Origin of the sequence: Methylobacter sp. (assembly GCF_023227905.1) — a bacterium.
Lineage (GTDB): Bacteria > Pseudomonadota > Gammaproteobacteria > Methylococcales > Methylomonadaceae > Methylobacter_A.
This window is the reverse complement of the sequence record NZ_JALOCF010000030.1, coordinates 34125-51321: the sequence shown is the minus strand read 5'-3', so window position 1 is coordinate 51321 and position 17197 is coordinate 34125. Positions and strand designations below refer to the sequence as shown.

General features: G+C 52.3%; 15 protein-coding genes and 1 pseudogene. 7 read left to right on the top strand and 9 right to left on the bottom strand.

Translation table 11 applies throughout. From position 1 onward, the window contains the following. Nucleotides 1-2: 2 nt before the first annotated feature. The 7 genes from M0R47_RS12960 to M0R47_RS12930 all read left to right on the top strand — a co-directional run bounded on the left by M0R47_RS12960 (nt 3) and on the right by M0R47_RS12930 (nt 8233). On the top strand, nt 3-323 hold the full coding sequence (locus M0R47_RS12960) for a hypothetical protein (protein ID WP_292555461.1): 321 nt from the start codon (nt 3-5) through the stop codon (nt 321-323). 123 nt (nt 324-446) lie between these two features. Then, a complete protein-coding gene (locus M0R47_RS12955) occupies nt 447-1052 on the top strand; it encodes a carboxymuconolactone decarboxylase family protein (protein ID WP_292555458.1) in 606 nt (201 codons plus the stop codon). 47 nt (nt 1053-1099) lie between these two features. Beyond that, on the top strand, nt 1100-1276 hold the full coding sequence (locus M0R47_RS12950) for a cation-transporting P-type ATPase (RefSeq protein WP_292555455.1): 177 nt from the start codon (nt 1100-1102) through the stop codon (nt 1274-1276). 18 nt (nt 1277-1294) lie between these two features. Then, a complete protein-coding gene (locus tag M0R47_RS12945) occupies nt 1295-2515 on the top strand; it encodes a TolC family protein (protein WP_292555452.1) in 1221 nt (406 codons plus the stop codon). Continuing rightward, the gene (locus M0R47_RS12940) at nt 2512-3690 is read left to right on the top strand and encodes an efflux RND transporter periplasmic adaptor subunit (RefSeq protein ID WP_292555449.1); all 1179 of its coding nucleotides are present in this window, start codon (nt 2512-2514) and stop codon (nt 3688-3690) included. The genes M0R47_RS12945 and M0R47_RS12940 overlap by 4 nt, the downstream gene beginning before the upstream one ends. Nucleotides 3691-3737: 47 nt before the next feature. After that, a complete protein-coding gene (locus tag M0R47_RS12935; protein ID WP_292555446.1) occupies nt 3738-6878 on the top strand; it encodes a CusA/CzcA family heavy metal efflux RND transporter in 3141 nt (1046 codons plus the stop codon). Further along, nucleotides 6875-8233, top strand: coding sequence for an HD-GYP domain-containing protein (locus M0R47_RS12930; protein WP_292555444.1), 1359 nt, complete (start codon nt 6875-6877; stop codon nt 8231-8233). Before M0R47_RS12935 ends, M0R47_RS12930 begins: the two co-directional genes overlap by 4 nt. 204 nt (nt 8234-8437) lie before the next feature. Here the strand turns inward: M0R47_RS12930 and M0R47_RS12925 are convergent, their stop codons facing one another. The 9 genes and pseudogenes from M0R47_RS12925 to M0R47_RS12880 all read right to left on the bottom strand — a co-directional run bounded on the left by M0R47_RS12925 (nt 8438) and on the right by M0R47_RS12880 (nt 17113). After that, complete coding sequence (locus M0R47_RS12925) at nt 8438-9373, bottom strand: sulfite exporter TauE/SafE family protein (protein ID WP_292555442.1); 936 nt, start codon at nt 9371-9373, stop codon at nt 8438-8440. 173 nt (nt 9374-9546) lie between these two features. Further along, nucleotides 9547-9927: a nitrate/nitrite transporter NrtS gene (gene nrtS, locus M0R47_RS12920; protein ID WP_292555439.1), complete on the bottom strand. Its 381-nt coding sequence runs from the start codon at nt 9925-9927 to the stop codon at nt 9547-9549. Nucleotides 9928-10040: 113 nt separating this feature from the next. Next, complete coding sequence (locus M0R47_RS12915) at nt 10041-11027, bottom strand: GTP-binding protein (RefSeq protein WP_292555436.1); 987 nt, start codon at nt 11025-11027, stop codon at nt 10041-10043. A gap of 61 nt (nt 11028-11088) precedes the next feature. After that, nucleotides 11089-11436 (bottom strand): MerC domain-containing protein, encoded by a 348-nt coding sequence (locus tag M0R47_RS12910; RefSeq protein WP_292555433.1) that lies wholly within the window; start codon nt 11434-11436, stop codon nt 11089-11091. Nucleotides 11437-11609: 173 nt separating this feature from the next. Beyond that, complete coding sequence (gene merA / locus M0R47_RS12905) at nt 11610-13280, bottom strand: mercury(II) reductase (protein WP_292555430.1); 1671 nt, start codon at nt 13278-13280, stop codon at nt 11610-11612. A gap of 355 nt (nt 13281-13635) precedes the next feature. Further along, nucleotides 13636-14351, bottom strand: a pseudogene (locus M0R47_RS21950) (mercuric transporter MerT family protein). A gap of 173 nt (nt 14352-14524) precedes the next feature. Next, nucleotides 14525-14914: a MerR family DNA-binding protein gene (locus tag M0R47_RS12890; protein WP_292555424.1), complete on the bottom strand. Its 390-nt coding sequence runs from the start codon at nt 14912-14914 to the stop codon at nt 14525-14527. 133 nt (nt 14915-15047) lie between these two features. Continuing rightward, on the bottom strand, nt 15048-16439 hold the full coding sequence (locus tag M0R47_RS12885; RefSeq protein WP_292555421.1) for a heavy metal sensor histidine kinase: 1392 nt from the start codon (nt 16437-16439) through the stop codon (nt 15048-15050). Further along, a complete protein-coding gene (locus M0R47_RS12880; protein WP_292555419.1) occupies nt 16436-17113 on the bottom strand; it encodes a heavy metal response regulator transcription factor in 678 nt (225 codons plus the stop codon). Before M0R47_RS12880 ends, M0R47_RS12885 begins: the two co-directional genes overlap by 4 nt. Nucleotides 17114-17197 lie beyond the last annotated feature (84 nt).

The following is a 17197-nucleotide window of genomic DNA, read 5'->3' as shown; positions in this document are numbered from 1 at the left end:
TGATTACCCTGCTTTTGGTTGTTGGATTACTGTCTGCTTGCGCCGAGATGAACCCGCATCCGATGGATATGAGTCAAGCCGTACAAAACGCGGAAACCAAAGCCGATCACGAGGCGCTAGCGCAACACTATGAGGAAGCGGCGAAAGAAATGCAGCTTAAAGTCGATGAGCATAAAAAGCTTCTTAGCCAGTACCAGTCAAAAAGCTATCTCTACGGTAGACAGGCACAAAGTTTTAAAGACCATTGCCAGTGGCTAATTAACGCCTATGAGAAAGCCGTCGAGGCGAACTTAAGCATGGCAAAGATGCATCGCCAGATGTAACGCTTCACAACAAGCCAGGGGATGGTAACATCCCCTGGCTATGATATAAAAACCCTTTATATAAAAAAAGAGGCTACCTACCCTGGGTAAGCCATTGCCCGAACCGTCTTCGGATGAGTCCGGATGTTTTCTATCTGCTTCAGTGATGAGATGAGAGTCCCAGAAAAACCTATTTCCAGTTACCCATGGTACCTTCGTCCATTCTTTTGGAATCAAAAAAGAAAATACGGACAACTCCTTAAGCCTGCATTGATTTGGGCCAGAGTCCCTAGGTTATTTGCAGCGATAGCTATACTCTATGCGGTGCTGGATAGAAAAAGTAGCCCTATCGATCCAGTTCTACGATCCTTGATTACGGTGAGAGTCTCGCAAATAAACGAGTGCCGTTTTTGTATTGATATTAACTCCGCCATGTTGGCAAAAAGAACGGGCTCCATGAACAAGGTGGCGGCCCTTGAACAATGGGTAGAAAGCAAGTTGTTTGATAACAAGGAAAGGGTTGTCCTGGAATATGTCGAGGCTGTGACTTATACCGACCGGCAGGTTGGTGACGATTTGTCTCAGCGCCTGCATGAATATTTTAACGAGGATGAAATAGTCGAACTAACCGGGATCATTGCCTTCCAGAATTTATCCAGCAAATTTAATAGTGCCCTGGATTTGCCTGCACAAGGATTTTGCCGTCTGCCAGAAAGTGCAGATCGCAATAATGAAAAATCAAACGTTTAATACAAAAATGGCATTGCCGATTCTCTGTTAATGGGAGGAACACCACTATGAATGCATGGCACAAGCTATCGATTACCGAAGCCGCAAGCCTTCTTGCGACCGATGTGGAGCAGGGGCTTTCTGTCAATAAAACGAAAAAGCGGCTCGCCCGGTATGGGCAAAATAAACTACGCAAGGGCGGGCGATTTTCGGCCTTGGTCATTTTTGCAAGTCAGTTAAAATGAACGCTCAGGAGAAATATCATGAAATCCGCCTTGCTATGGGCTAGCCTGTTGTGGCCTGCTTCGATTCTCGCCGCTGACAACAACGTTGAGCGGGTTTTGCCATTGGCGCAACTGATCCAGGAGGCGTTGGACCAAAACCCTGAAATCAAGGCAGCCGAACAACGCTGGGTATCTGCTCAGGCCAGAATTTCCCAAGTTCAAACACTGCCCGATCCTAAACTTCTCTGGAGTCACAGGGAATTGGAAAAACGGGAAACGATGGTTGGAGTCAGTCAGGCTATTCCGTTTCCCGGCAAACTCGGCCTCAAAGGTGAGATCGCTTCCAGTGAAGCCGAAATGCTGGAACAAAACTATCTGGCGACCCGGCTCGGACTGGTGGCTGCCCTCAAGGAGGCCTATTACGACCTCCATTTTATTTACAAATCGATAGCTATTGTCGAGAAAAACAAGCGCCTGCTGGTTCAGTTCGAGGAAACCGCCAAGGCGTACTATGCTGTAGGAAAGGGAGCACAACAGGACGTCTATCGGGCACAGACGGAAATTTCGCGGTTGATCGCGCGGCTGGCTAGTTTGGAACAACGCAAACAGTCGCTGTCGGCAGACATTAACCGAATATTGAATCGCCATCCCTATAGTGCGTTGGGAATTCCGGAAGAGATTGCGATGATGCCGTTGCAACACAGTCAGGAACAGCTGGAAGTACTGGTTGGCAACTCGGCGCCATTGCTGACCACTCGGATAAAGGGCGTAGAACGCGGCGACAAAACAATAGATCTGGCAAAACGGGAATATTTTCCCAATTTTGAACTTAGCGCCAGCGGCATCCGTGAAGAACCGACCGGACTCAACGGTTATCAGGTCATGCTCAATGTGGAAGTTCCACTCTATTTTGCCACCAAACAACGGCAAGGGGTACGAGAGGCGGTGGCCGGACGGGAAGCCAGCAAGGACGATTTGCAGAATGTCAGACAGGAACTGCTGTTTCGCGTCAAAGACAATATCGCACAGGCACAACGCGCAGAAGAGCTTATCCGCATCCTTCAAGACGCCATCATTCCCCAGGCACATTTTACGCTTGCCGCGGCTCAGGCGAGTTATGGCGTCGGCAAAGTGGATTTCCTCAGTTTGCTGACCAGTTTGCTGACTCTGCTGGACAATGAAATCGAACTGCACAGCGAAATGGTCGAACATGAAAAAGCCCTCGCCCGGCTAGAGGGCATCATTGGAGAACGGCTATGATTCAGAAACCAAGCATGCTCATCAAGCAACTATTCAATAAGTGGGGTGCAGCAGCCATTTATGCCTTGCTGCTGGCGGCTGCACCGCCGGCATACACAGGAGAACCCCCGAATCATGCCGGAACGGATCACTTATCCGCACCCAAAGGGCCTGATACCCAGAATATCATGAACATCGACATCGAACGCCTGCAATCGATTGGTGTCAAGTTCGAGGAAGCCAAATACCGGCTTATGGAACAAAAAATCCGTACAGTGGGTCGAGTGGAAATCAACGAGCGTTTTATCGCCCAGGTGAATATCAAAATAGCAGGCTGGATCGAGCAACTCTATGTGAACACCACGGGTGAACATGTCAAAAAAGGCCAGATACTGTTTACCCTGTATAGCCCGGAACTGGTGGCAACCCAGCAGGAATATTTGCTTGCCTTGCAAAGCGCAAAAGCGTTGGGAAACAGCGAGTTCCCCGAAGTTGCCAGAGGCGCGAATTCGTTGCTTGATGTGGCGCGCCGACGTTTACGCCTGTGGGATATTGAAAACTATCACCTCCGTGATCTGGAACGCACCGGTGAAGTGCTGAAAACCCTGCCGATCCATGCGCCGCTCACCGGCACGGTCATTACTAAGACTGCTTTAGCCGGCATGCGCGTTAATCCCGGCGATCAGCTTTATACCATTGCCGATCTGACCAAGGTGTGGGTGCTGGCCGATATCTACGAATATGAACTGCCGCTGATAAAACTGGGGCAAACTGCATCTGTCAGTCTATCCTACGCACCAAACAATCAGTATCAAAGCCGGATCGATTTTATTTATCCGACGGTAGACCCGCAAACCCGTACCGCCAAGGTTCGCTTCGTACTGGATAACCCGTCAGAAATTTTCAAACCGGGAATGTTTGCCAATGTGGAGCTTGCCGTGCCGCTGGGGAGTCGGTTGGCGGTGCCCAAAAATGCGGTGCTGGAATCCGGGGAGCGGCAGATCATCTTTATTCATCTGGGCGGCGGCAAACTTGAATGGCGCAATGTAAAAATAGGCCAGCGTAGCGGCGACTGGATCGAAATTCTGGAGGGACTGCACGAGGGCGAGCATATCGTCACCTCGGCGAACTTCCTGCTCGATTCCGAAAGCCAGCTCAAGAGTGCAGTAGGCGGCATGAAAGGGATGAAGCATTGAGATCGTCCCTTTTCAACAGATATTTCAAATAGTATACAGGATCGGTCATGGTCGAAAAAATCATAGAATTCAGCGCCAAAAACCGCTTCATCGTTTTTCTGCTGGTCTTCGGCCTGGCCGCTGGCGGCTTGTGGGCCATGAAAAACACCTCCATCGACGCCCTGCCTGATTTATCCGACACCCAGGTCATCATCTATACCCAGTGGCCGGGCCGCTCGCCGGACCTGATGGAAGACCAGATCACCTATCCCATCATCACCGCCCTGCTGTCCGCGCCCAATGTGACGGTGGTGCGGGGGTTTTCGGACTTCGGTTATTCCTACGTCTATGTGCTATTCAAGGACGGCACCGACATCTATTGGGCGCGATCCCGCGTTTTGGAATATATGAACCAGTTATCCGGCAAATTGCCGGAAGGCGTGACGCCGCAGCTCGGGCCGGACGCCACGGCGGTCGGTTGGGTGTTTCAGTACGCTCTGGTGGATACAACCGGGCAGCAGGATTTGGCTTCTCTCCGCTCGTTCCAGGACTGGTATCTGCGCTATTGGCTCCGCGCCGTGGACGGCGTTGCTGAAGTCGCCAGCGTAGGCGGTTTTGTGCGCCAGTATCAGATCAATCTCGATCCCACCAAGGTGCTGGCCTACCGGCTTAATCTGAACGAGATCATCGACAAGGTGCGCCAAAGCAACCTCGACGTAGGCGGACGGGTCGTCGAATTCTCCGGCCTGGAATATATGATCCGGGGGCGAGGTTATATCAAGTCCACCGCCGACATCGAGCAAATCGCGGTGGGCGCCAGTCCGAGCGGCACCCCCATCCTGCTGCGCGATGTCTCGACGGTTAGTTTGGGGCCGGATATGCGGCGCGGAATCACGGAACTGGACGGCCAGGGCGAGGCGGTGGGCGGCGTCGTCATCATGCGCTACGGCGAGGACGTCCCCGCTGTCATCGAGCGGGTCAAGGCCAAGATCAAGGAAATCGAACCGTCCCTACCCGCCGGCGTCAAAATCGTCACCGTCTACGACCGCAGCGACCTGATCCGGGAGTCCATCGCCACGGCCAACGAAAACCTGGCGGAAGAGCTGATCGTCACCGGCGTGCTGATTGTCGCTTTCCTCCTGCATATCCGCTCGGCGCTCATTCCCATCGTCACCTTGCCCATCGCCATCCTGATCGCCTTTATCCCCATGTATTTCTTCGGCGTGGGCATGAACATCATGAGCATCGGCGGCATCATCTTGGCGATAGGGGACATGGTCGACGCGCCCATCGTCATGGTGGACAACGCCCACAAACGCCTGGAGGAATGGGAGCGGGACGGTCGTCCCGGCGACCGGTTGCAGGTGCTTATCGACTCGGCCAAGGAAGTGGGGCCGGCGATGTTCGCCTCGGTGCTAGTCATCGCCGTTTCCTTTATCCCGATTTTCGTCCTTGAAGCACAGGAGGGTCGTTTGTTCAAACCACTGGCCTGGACCACCAACCTGGGGATAGCCGTTACCGCTGCATTGACCATCACACTGGTGCCAGCCTGTTTGCCGGGGTTGATGCGCGGACGGATTTTTCCTGAACAGCGCCATCCCGTCACCCGGCTGTTGCGGCGGTTATACGCGCCGGTTTTGGCCCTGGCTTTACGCCACCGGTTCGGCTTGGTGGCGCTGTCTTTGCTGCTGCTGGCCAGCATCGCTGTGCCGTTACAGCGCATGGGTTCGGAATTCATGCCGCCGCTGTACGAAGGCACCATCCTCTATATGCCGACCACCTTGCCGGGCATTTCCGTGACCGAGGCCGGCAAGCTATTGCAGCAAATGGATCAAAAACTAAAGTCTTTCCCCGAGGTGGAACGGGTATTCGGCAAGGCCGGGCGCGCCGAAACCTCCACCGATCCGGCGCCGTTTTCCATGATGGAAGTGGTGGTGGAACTTAGACCCAAGGAGCAATGGCGGAAAGGCATGACCTACGAGAACCTCGTTGCCGAAATGGATCGCGCTTTGCAATTCCCCGGCGTCACCAATGCCTGGACCATGCCGATCAAGGCGCGCATCGACATGCTCACCACCGGCGTGCGCACGCCGGTGGGGGTCAAGATCTTCGGGCCGGATTTGAAAGCCATCGAGGAGATCGGCAAAGCCATCGAGATGATCGCCAAGGACGTGCCCGGCACCCGTAGCGCTTATGCGGAACGGGTTTCGGGCGGTTATTTCCTGGACTTCGTCATCAAGCGTGAGGAAATCGCCCGTTACGGTTTCACCGTCATGGACGTTAGCAAGATCATCGAATCGGCCATCGGCGGGGAAAGCATTACCACGACCATCGAAGGGCGTGAGCGCTACCCGGTCAACCTGCGCTATCTGCGCGAACTGCGCGACGACCTGGACAAACTGAGACGTGTGACGGTCAGCGCGCCCAACGGCGCCCAGGTGCCGCTGGCGCAACTGGCCGACCTGAAAATGGTGTCGGGACCTGCCATGATCCGCGACGAGGACGGCATGTTGTCCGGCTACGTATACGTGGACATGGCCGGGCGCGATGTGGGCGGCTACGTGGAGGACTTGAAGCGGGCGGTGCAGGAGAAGGTCGAACTGCCCGCCGGCTATACCATCGTCTGGTCGGGTCAGTACGAATTCATGCAGCGGGTCAAGGAGCGGCTGAAGCTGGCGGTGCCGCTGACTGTCGCCATCATCTTCGTGCTGTATTACTTCGTCTTCCCCTCTATCACCGAAACCCTCATCGTCATGCTGGGCCTGCCCATGTCGCTGGTGGGCGCCGTGTGGCTGCTGTTCCTGCTGGACTACAACATCAGCATCGCGGTGTGGGTCGGCATTCTCACGGTGATCGGTACGGCGGCCGAAACCAGCGCCGTGATGCTGGCTTATCTGGACGAAGCCTGCCTCCGACGTCAGGCGGCGGGCGGGTTGCGCACCCTGGACGATCTGATCGAAACCGTCCATAACGGCGCGCTGGAGCGTATCCGCCCCATGGCGATAATCGGCCTAGTGGACGTCATCGGCCTGCTGCCTGTTATGTGGGCGAGCGGCGCCGGCGCGGACGTGATGAAGCGCTTGGCCGCGCCCCAGATAGGCGGTGTCTTTTCGGCCATGATGCTGACCTTGTTCGTGATCCCGGCGGTTTACGTGATCTGGCGCTGGCACAGGGACATCAAGTTTCCGGTAGGCAAGGCGAAGGAATGAGCGGGTCGGAAGCCATGACGAGGAAGGCCGATGACGCCAGGGCAGACTCGCAAGCCGCCCTTGCCACGAGCCGGTTCATCCACCGGAAAATCCTGATCCGGCTGTTTCTGGGATGGCTGTTGCTCAGCGTGGTGATCGGCGGTGTCGTTTTATGGCTGGAAGTCAATCGCATACAGCAGTTCGTGCATGAACTCGCACTCAGGGAATCCGCGACCTTCAGCGGGGAGTCCGCCCACAACCTGGAACGGCTAGATTCCGCAGCTCAACAACATCTGGCAGAGTTGGCACAGCAATTGGTCAACCAGCATTTCCTGGTCGTCGAACTGTACGATCGCAACAAACAACTCCAGCTTGAAACCATTCGGCAAGGGCAGGAGGTCGCCGAACAGGACATCGAACGCTATCGCCATCGCTTTCCACAGGTGGGTGAGTTCTCCCATCAGTTTCACCTCATTCGTGGCGAATTGCTGCTGGTCATCCTGGTTCCCCTGAAAGATATCCAAAATTCTCTTATTGGCTATTTTGAAGGTATCTACCAAGTTGATCGAGAGACCCTCACCTCGGTTAAGGACGACTTGCTTCGTATGCTGCTGTTTGTCGCCCTCGCCATTACGTTTACCACCTTCCTGATGTATCCGATCATCTTGGCGCTCAACCGGGGACTGATCAAATTGTCCGGCGATTTGCTGAAAGGCAACCTGGAGCTGATGAATGTGCTCGGCTGCGCGATTGCCGAACGCGATTCCGATACCAATAGCCATAACTATCGGGTAACATTTTATGCGCTGCGGCTTGGCGAGGCGATCGGGCTTTCCCGTGAAAACATCCACGACCTGATCGCCGGCGCATTTTTGCATGATGTCGGCAAGATCGGTATCCGCGATCCGATCTTGCTTAAACCGGGAAAACTGACGCAGGAAGAGTTCGAGATCATGAAAACTCACGTGTCGTTGGGCGTGGATATTCTGAGTAAATCGAGTTGGCTCGGCGGCGCTAGGGACGTCGTCGAATTTCATCATGAGAAATACGACGGTACGGGTTATCCACAAGGGCTCAAGGGTGAAGTGATTCCCTTGAATGCGCGAATATTCGCCATCGTGGATGTGTTCGACGCCCTGACTTCTAACCGCCCTTATAAAGAGTCATGGGCAGTGGTCGATGCCATCGCTATGCTCAAACGGGAAAGTGGTAGCCACTTCGATCCGCAGTTGGTGAGTGTTTTTGCGATGATCGCACTCCGTCTTCACGAGGAGATGAGCGGCTTTGAGGAGCACAGGATGGAAGAAATGTTGCAGCGCCTCATTGGTCCCTATTTTTTGGCTACTGCCAGCGGTAGTCGACGCCAAGACACATAGCAGTCAATATTAGTGTGATATCGCTGAAAATTGACCAATACAGCAAAAACCAAACCACCTACAGGAAAGTCATCGATGCTGTTGACATAAAGTTTTAAAACACATTGCTAAAGGGTATTGATGCCCATGAAAAAGCCGCCGAGGAAAACTTGAATATGGCAAATTTGCACGCGTCACTCTCTTGGGCAAAGTTTTATAAGTACTTTACCGAAAAAACATCACATAGCTCGCCTGTAGGGTAATCATCAAGCCATCGAGCAACGCGATAAAGGCGAAAACCTTTTTTGTGGCGCGCGGGGAAATCCATTGCGCAAGAAAGGGTCCCAGCCGTCCGCCCCAGAGTACGCCGAGCATCGTGAATGCCGCCAACTCCCAGGGTACGCCGCCGTAATAGAAGGCATGAATAAAAGCCAGTAGCAGGGAATTTAACGACAACAATACCACGCCCAGTCCGATTGCCCGGTTAGCGTTAAGGCCATAGGCGAGCATACAAAAGGCGGCAATGATTTCGCCCTCGCCGATCGCAACCCAGCCGGTAATCATGCCGCCGGTAAAAGAAACCAGGACGATTGGAATACGGGCATGTGCAGGAAGTTCTGATAGTCCGCCTTTTCGATCCAGCGTGATCAGCGTCAGCAAGCCCGTTATGAACGCAATGGGACCAAACAGCCCTTTGACCAGCATCGGCTGCGGGTGAATCAAGAATGTGGACATCATTGTCCCGATAATAAGCGCAGGCACGGTCCATTTCAAAAGCGGTAACGGTACTTCGCCGCGCCGCAGCCAACCGGATGCGCCGCTGGTCATGCCGACGGCTTGTGTGACGAACGCGAGTTTCAAGGCGCTGACGGGATCGACTTGGTAAGCGAACATCAGCACGGGGATAAAAACAATGCCGCCTCCAATCGCGGTGGCATTGCCGATGAAAGCCCCGAACACACCGACGATGACCAGCGGCCAATGGCTGGCCGCAAGTCCGATGGGGTCTGGAAATACCAACCCGTAAACGGCAAGCCAGATCAGGGTGAAGACAAAAAGCCAAGGCGTGAAATACGTAAAGTTTTTTGCCGATGAAGTGTTATCCGGCTCAATCACGAGAGCGGAATAACGGGAGAACTGCTGTTTTTGATCGCTACTCATAAGTACAACTCGTTAAGTATTTCGATTGTTTTTTAGTAACTATTCGGCGCACGCTAACTATGATTAATTAGAACACGGATGACGCAGATAGGACGGATTTAAACGGATTTTTAAAGACGGAGCCCCAAGTTTGTTTTGTGCTTTTTAATCAGTGTTTATCCGTTTAATCCGTGTCATCTGTGTTCTATTTCTCTATGTGCTGAATAGGTACGTTTTTTTATCTGTTGCAGTCGGATGATGAACAAATTAAAAACAGTTATTGAGCCATGAGCTAATTCGGAGCTTTTCCGCTTGAGCAATTCCCGGATTAATTGATTAATACTGGGCCTGTTTTCAGCAGCGCAAACCGCTTCAGTGCTTGAATAGGTCGAAACGCAATAGGGTACTAAATAGGTCAAAGTAATTTTGATGAGTTCCTTTATCGATAATCCATTGCTCAGTATTACATCACCGTGATTGATTAACATCAGAATTGAACCAACCACCAGCGCAACCTTGATTGCACGCATTAGGATATTTTTTTGCAAGGCAATTTTAAGCCATTCATTTATCATAGTGTGTCATCCTTCCCACGCAGTGGGTAATTGTAAGTTTCGTAGGATGGGTCGAGAGACGCGAAGCCCATTGTTCGCGATTGATGAGCTGCACGTTGTTTAGCCCTACGGTTCTAACATCTGTTTACAATACAGTGACTTAACTCCGTCGAAATGTCTTGACAGTTATTTTGTGTAGCAACTATTTCAATCCGGCTGTTTGCTGAAGGTTTGCACGGAACGATAGTCATTACCCCGTCAACTGCATTAAAAATGAACCAACCTTTATTGGTCGCAAAAACCGCTTTTATTCGTTCCGCCTCAAGATTGTTTAATAACCGTGTTGTGCGTGCATAATCAAAGCAACTGTGTTCCGGAAATACAGTGCCATAACTCTGGTAACCATCCGCTGCATTAGACTTAAGCTGATTCTTATTCTCCAGGGCGGTTTCGGCTGTCCGATGAATTGATCTGGTTTGATGAGCATTAGGAAAAGAGGCTTGCCTTTCCGGGTTTCTCATTAAATCCAGCCAGGCAACATCCAGTTGTCCTTGAACGGTTTGAGCAATCACGGTTTTACGTGGACGACTTCTGTCAGCCCAACGCTCAAACAACTGAGTCGCTGCTTTGTCGGCTAAATCCATTTTATTGGCGACCAGCACATCGGATAAGGCGATTTGATCGACAAAGTTTTCATATGACGTGTAGCGGCTATCGCTTAACTTTCTCGGGTCAACCAGGCAAATATTGGCTCGCACATCCAGTACGGTTCGAAAATACCCTTCGGCGAGCCTATCCAATACCCGCTTTGGGTGCCCTAAACCTGTTGGTTCAATGAGCAAACGATCCGGTTTGACTTCCGTTAACAAGCGATTAACGGCAACCTGGAAAGGCAGTCCTACCGCGCAACACAGACAGCCCCCCGGCACTTCTTTCACTATCGCGTCCGAAGCCGCGAAGATTGCGCCGTCAATGCCGACTTGTCCAAACTCATTGACCAATACCGCCCATTTTTCGTCAGCCGGTTTTTGTTTAAGCAGATTAAGAATGGCCGTGGTTTTACCGGCGCCGAGGAAACCCATCACCATGTTGGTTGGGATATTGGTGAACTTTCGTGGCACTTAGGCTTCAATCCATGTAGGCATTAAGGATTTGGTCAAAATTAACTTCCCGAAATACATTTCAAACCTGCCAGGTTTTTAAAACCTGGCAGGTTTCGAGCCGGGAAGTTATTTGGAGCCAATTCCTAAGCCCTAAGCCTAAAGTGCTAACCGATGCGCCGATGCTGCCGGTCCGGAACGCGAGCATCGCTTCTTCCGATAGTGCTTCATGTTTCCTGGCGGAACGATAAAGCGTCCATATATTTAAAGCGTCGAACCCTATGAACATCGGCAACAAAAAGGCATCGTATATCAGAAAGCCAAGCCCAACGGCAGCCACGGCGCTGAGCACGACAGGGATGCCGAGACAACAGGCCGCGGCAACCGCGGCACCAAACAAACCGCCAAATTGACTTAATTTTTCATTCATTTTAATTCTCCTTAAAACAGGCATTCATCTTTGCCTACAGGGATGTAGGCAAGGGGCGTGAGCACGACTGCATGGGCAGATTTTTGCTCCTTGCAAAATCTGCATTCGCCACATCCTTGTGGCTTATGCAGGAGGTAGAGCAATGCAGGAGCAATTGCCGAGGAGCGGTAGCTTTAGCCCGCACAGCAAGAGAGTTCTTTCACGTCTTTGACAAAGGTTTGCGCGCACAGTTTGAGACCTTCGACCATCGTCAAATACGGAAACAATTGTCCGGCCAGGTCTTCTATCGTCATCCGGTTATGGATGGCCAGTACCGCCGTCTGAATCATCTCGCCTGCTTCCGGCGCCAGGATTTGCGCGCCGATCAAGCGGCGGCTGCCTGCTTCGATGACCAGTTTGACAAAGCCTCGGGTTTCAAAATTAGCCAGGGCGCGCGGCACATTCTCCAACGGCAACAGGCGGCTGTCGGTTTTGATATTGTTCAGCTGTGCATCGCGTTCAGTCAAGCCGACAGTGGCCATTTGCGGTTCGGTAAACATCACGGACGGCATCGCCGACAGATTAATGGCGGCGTCACCTCCGGTCATATTGATGGCGGCGCGGGTTCCCGCGGCTGCCGCGACATAGACGAACTGCGGCTGGTCGGTGCAATCGCCGGCGGCATAGATGTGTTCGACACGGGTGCGCATGTGATTGTCAATGGCGATAGCGCCATCCTTATTGACCTTAACCCCCGCTTTTTCCAGACCCAGATTTTCGGTATTAGGCGGCCTACCGGTGGCAATCAGTAATTGGTCGCTTGAAAGCATTCGGCCTGACCGGGTTTTCAAGGTAAATTTTCCTGGACCGAACAGGCTCTTTTTATAGCTCACGGCTTCCGGCTGGGTATGGGTCAGGATGGTCATGCCTTCGTCTTCCATGACGGCTTGCAATACCGAGCCTATGGCGGGGTCTTCCCGATACATGAGCGTATGGCGAGCCAGCAACGTTACTTTCGACCCCAGCCGTAAAAAGGCTTGCGCCAGCTCCAGAGCGACTATCGCTGAACCAATGACGATTAAATGTTCCGGCAGTTGTTCCGCCACTAAGGCTTCGGCGGATGTCCAATAAGGCGTGCCCGCCAGTCCCGGAATGGGCGGTATACCCGGAGACGATCCGGTGGCGATCAGAAAACGGTCTGCTGTAATTTCGGTGAATTCGCCATGTTCCCGATTGACGATGAGCGTGTTGGCGTTTTTAAACCGTGCCTGTCCTTTGACCAGATTAATCTCCGGATGGGTTGCCAGGATATTTTCATATTTAGCCGCCCTGAGTTCATCGACCCTGGCTTGCTGCTGGGCAAGCAGTTGTTTGCGGTTTATCGCCGGTTGTTGTTTTTTAATGCCGGGGAACCCATGATTTTTTTGTAGATGCGCAATATGCGCCGCGCGAATCATGATTTTGGAAGGCACGCAGCCGATATTGACGCAAGTGCCGCCAATGATCGGGTTGCGTTCAATCATCGTCACTTTGGCGCCCTTTTCCACCGCTTTAAGGGCGCAGGCGAAAGCGCCCGAGCCGCTGCCGATGATCGCCACATGCAGCGGCTTGTCATTGTTTACAGGTGCTGTTTTTTTATCGGCTTTGACAGTCTTATCGGCAATCTCTTTAACCCGATAACCTTTTTGCGCAATGTGCTGAATCAGTGATTCAAGACGGGTTTCACCCGTCACCGTCAGCATGGCACTGCCTTCCGGATACGAAACTTTGATTTCAACACCTTCAAGCGCATTGAGTTTTTTCTCGATACCGTCAGCGCAGCTGGGGCAGGTCATGCCGTCAATTTTCAGTTTTTTGGTCCACATCAGGATTTCCTTTTCTAGCACAGCACAAGAAGCCTTTTATATCAAAAAGATAGCATAAGAACGCAAGCAAAAACGGCCATAACAGAAAGCCCGCTAGCTTGAACACAGTTTCAATATCCACGATTGTTTCCTCATTCTGTTGTTCTGGTTCCCACGCTCCTGAGGCTGTGAAAGTATTACCCAAATCAGGCAAAAAGCATTATTCACCACGAAGACACGAAGGACACGAAGAAAAAATAATTGTTCTTATTCAATATATTGAAAACTTCGTGTCCTTCGTGTCTTCGTGGTTATTCTTTAATTCTTTTCTAAAAATGAATACTTTCACAGTCTCTCCTGCGTGGGAACCAAAGGATTACTTTGGTTGGTGAACAGTCGCTGGGTAACCTGCATTTGTAGTCGCTTTAATCAAGGCTTCTATGCTGGTTTTTTGCGGATCATACGTAACATATGCCATTTTAGTATCCCCATCGACACTCACCTTTTCTACACCCTCGACACCCTGCAAAGCCTTTTTAATGGTGATCTTACACATCGCACAGGTCATGTTCTGCATAGCCAATGTGACGGATTGACTGTTGTTTTGATTTTGCATTTGAACAGGAACAACTGCTTCGGCATGGGCTGTCTGCATTAATAAGGGTGCGGCCAACAAGCTCAACGTTAAACATACGGTTTTAATAGTCATCATTATTCTCCTTATTCCATAAAAAACGGGGCAACCCAGGGAAAGGTCAACAGCAGCAAGATCAATGCCGAGCCAATCCAGAAGATCATCCGCTGTTTGTGCTTGACTTCGGATGTTGCGCAGGCTTTACCTTCTTCACAGCTATCCGGTATCAAATAGAGCTTGCGATAGCCCAAACCAATAAAAACCAAGGTCAGAATAATAAAATAAGGCCTGACCGTTTCCATTGAAGTCAAGGCGCTCATCCACGCGCCGCCAATCCCCAAAGATACAAGCAGCAAGGGGCCAACACAGCAGACCGATGCGCCAATGGCGGCTACTATGGCACCAATGCCTAGCCAGGATGGGTCTTCTGTGGGTGGTATTTCATGTTCTGTAGTCATAAGAATTTTCCTAAATAAAAACTAAACGTCTGAGTGCTGCATTCAGCAAGGGTATGATGAATGCAGGGAATGTCAGGTTTTAATAATTCGAATAGGAGTCTAAACCCTGTTCTACAGAACAGAGTCAAGAGGAATTTGCATTATTTTTGAATGCTCAGGATTTTGAGTCCGAGTTATTTGGTCGAAAGTGCATCGATGAGGGAACAATGTTCCGGGGAAGAATCAGTCTGACAACCTCTAACCAGGCTATCCAATACATTACGCAGAGCCGTTAAGTCCTTTATTTGCGCATCGATTTGCTGACATTTCTGTTCGGCAATTTTTCGCACATCGGCGCAATGACCGGCATCAAGCGATAACAGTTGGGCAATTTCTTTTAAGGTAAAACCCGCTTGTTGAGCGCGTTTGATAAACCGGATTCTGGTGATGGCATGGGCTGGATAGTGCCGAAAACCGCTACCGGGTTTACCGGGTTCATCCAGCATACCGATACGCTGATAATAGCGGATGGTTTCAACAGTCACTTCGGCTTGTTTGGCTAGTTTACCAATTGTCAGTTTCATTTTTGTATTTTGTACCTGTATGTCCGGTTTAGTGTAGCCACTTCATCTTGAATTTATTCATCCTTCATAATACCGACCCTGAAACCGCAGGCCGGTAGGCACGGGAGTTTTCCTGGAAATCCGTCATCATTTTTCAAACCGGAAGCCGAATCTCAAACGTCGTGAAGCCGCCCTCCGAATGCGCCAAAGCCTCGCCGCCATGGGCGTGCACGATAGAACGCGTGATCGCCAAACCGAGTCCCGCGCCCTCACCAAAACGCTGCCGTGATGCATGTACCCGGTAGAAGCGGTCGAACAGCCGCGGCAAATGCTCGGGGGCGATGGTTTCACCAGTGTTTTGCACCGACAAAACGACGGTCGAGATGTCGGAATCGTTAACGCGAACAACTATCTTTCCCCGTTCCGGCGTATGGCGCACCGCATTCGAGAGCAGATTGTTGACGGCTCTGCGCAGCATCAACCTGTCGCCGTAAACAGCGCCCCTTCCTGAATAGGTCAGACTGACTCCCTTTTCCTCGACTAACGCCTCGTAAAATTCGAATAGGCTGCTCACCTCCGCCACCAAATCGACCTTCTCGCGATGGGGGACGATGAGCTTGTTGTCCGATTTAGCCAGGAATAGCATGTCGGCAATCATCCGCGACAGACGCTCGAACTCTTCCGCGTTGGAAGCCAGTACGTCCTGGTATTTGTCGAGTGTCCGGGTCTTGGACAAAGTGACCTGGGTTTGTGTCAGCAGATTGCTGACCGGCGTGCGCAACTCGTGGGCGATATTCGAGGAAAAGTCGGACAGCCGACGGAAGGATTCTTCGAGCCGTGCCAGCATCTCGTTCAGGGTTTCCGCTACCTCGGCCAGTTCGACGGGAATGGAGTCTAAAGGCAACCGTTGGTTAAGGCGGTTCGCGGTAATACCCGCAGCACTACGACTGATGTCCCGAAGGGGCGCCAGTCCCTGGCGTGCTGCTACCCAGCCGAGAAAGCCGGTCAGCAGCGCCGCCAGGCCCATGACCGTCCACAACGCCGTCCGAAACGAGTGCATGAAATGCTCGTGGTGCGACAGGTCGGTGGACACGGCCACGACCACCGGAGTCGCGCCTTCGATACTGGTCGGCACTTCGGCGGAAATCCCGCGATAGCGATGGTTCTCAGGGTCGGTCCAAAGCAATGGGCGGAGGGGATTCTCTCTGACTCCGGCAAGCAGTTCTTCCGGTAACTTCGCACCTTCAGTTGAATATAGGGTCTGACCACCCGGCTTCAAAACGGCCACTACTAAACCGGGGTGTCCCACCATGGAATCTTGAAGTTGTCCCGGTAGCGCCTCCAGTTCCTGGTCGGAGCGAACTTTCTTAAAGGTGTGGTGGAGAAGTTCCAGTTTGCCGCCGAGCAATTCCATGTCCAACTCTTCGAAATGCCGCTCAACGAGCGAGCCGATCAGCAGCCCCAACAGCAGGAGTACAGTCGTTGAGGCTGACGCGAAGAGCAGGGTCAACCGAAGCGTGATGGATTTGCGTCCGATCGGCCTCACTCGGTTGTCTCCAGCACGTAGCCCATACCGCGGACGGTGTGGATCAGTTTCGGCTCGAAGCCGTCGTCCACCTTGGCCCGCAGACGCCGGATGGCGACCTCGATCACGTTGGTGTCGCTGTCGAAGTTCATATCCCACACCTGGGAGGCGATCAGGGAGCGGGGAAGCACCTCGCCCTGGCGTCGTAAAAGGAGTTCCAACAGGGCGAATTCCTTGGATGCTAAATTGATCTTCTTGCCCGACCGCGCTACCCGGCGCCGTATCAGGTCGAGTTCGAGGTCGGCGGCTCGCAGAATCTCGGACTCCTTGGCCTTTCCTCCGCGCCGGAGCAGGGTTCTGACGCGGGCCAGCAGTTCGGAAAAGGCGAAAGGCTTCACTAAGTAGTCGTCCGCCCCGAGTTCCAGTCCCTTGACCCGATCGTCAACGTCATCGCGGGCCGTGAGAAAGAGCACCGGTATTTCCTTACCCGCCCTTCGGATACCTTGCAGCACCTGCCAGCCGTCAATGCCGGGCAGCATCACATCCAAAATTGCTAAGTCGTAGGCTTCTGTCAGCGCCAAATGCAAACCGTCCAGCCCATTCCGCGCTAAATCGACGACGAAGCCTGCCTCCGCCAAGCCCTGTCTCAGGTAATCCCCGATTTTGGGTTCGTCTTCCACGATCAGGATTTTCATGCGTACTCCCCGCGTAACTTGTCTCGTATTAACGCCATTCTATACTGGCAGCGAGACCAAATCTCGAAGATTACGTAAATGTAA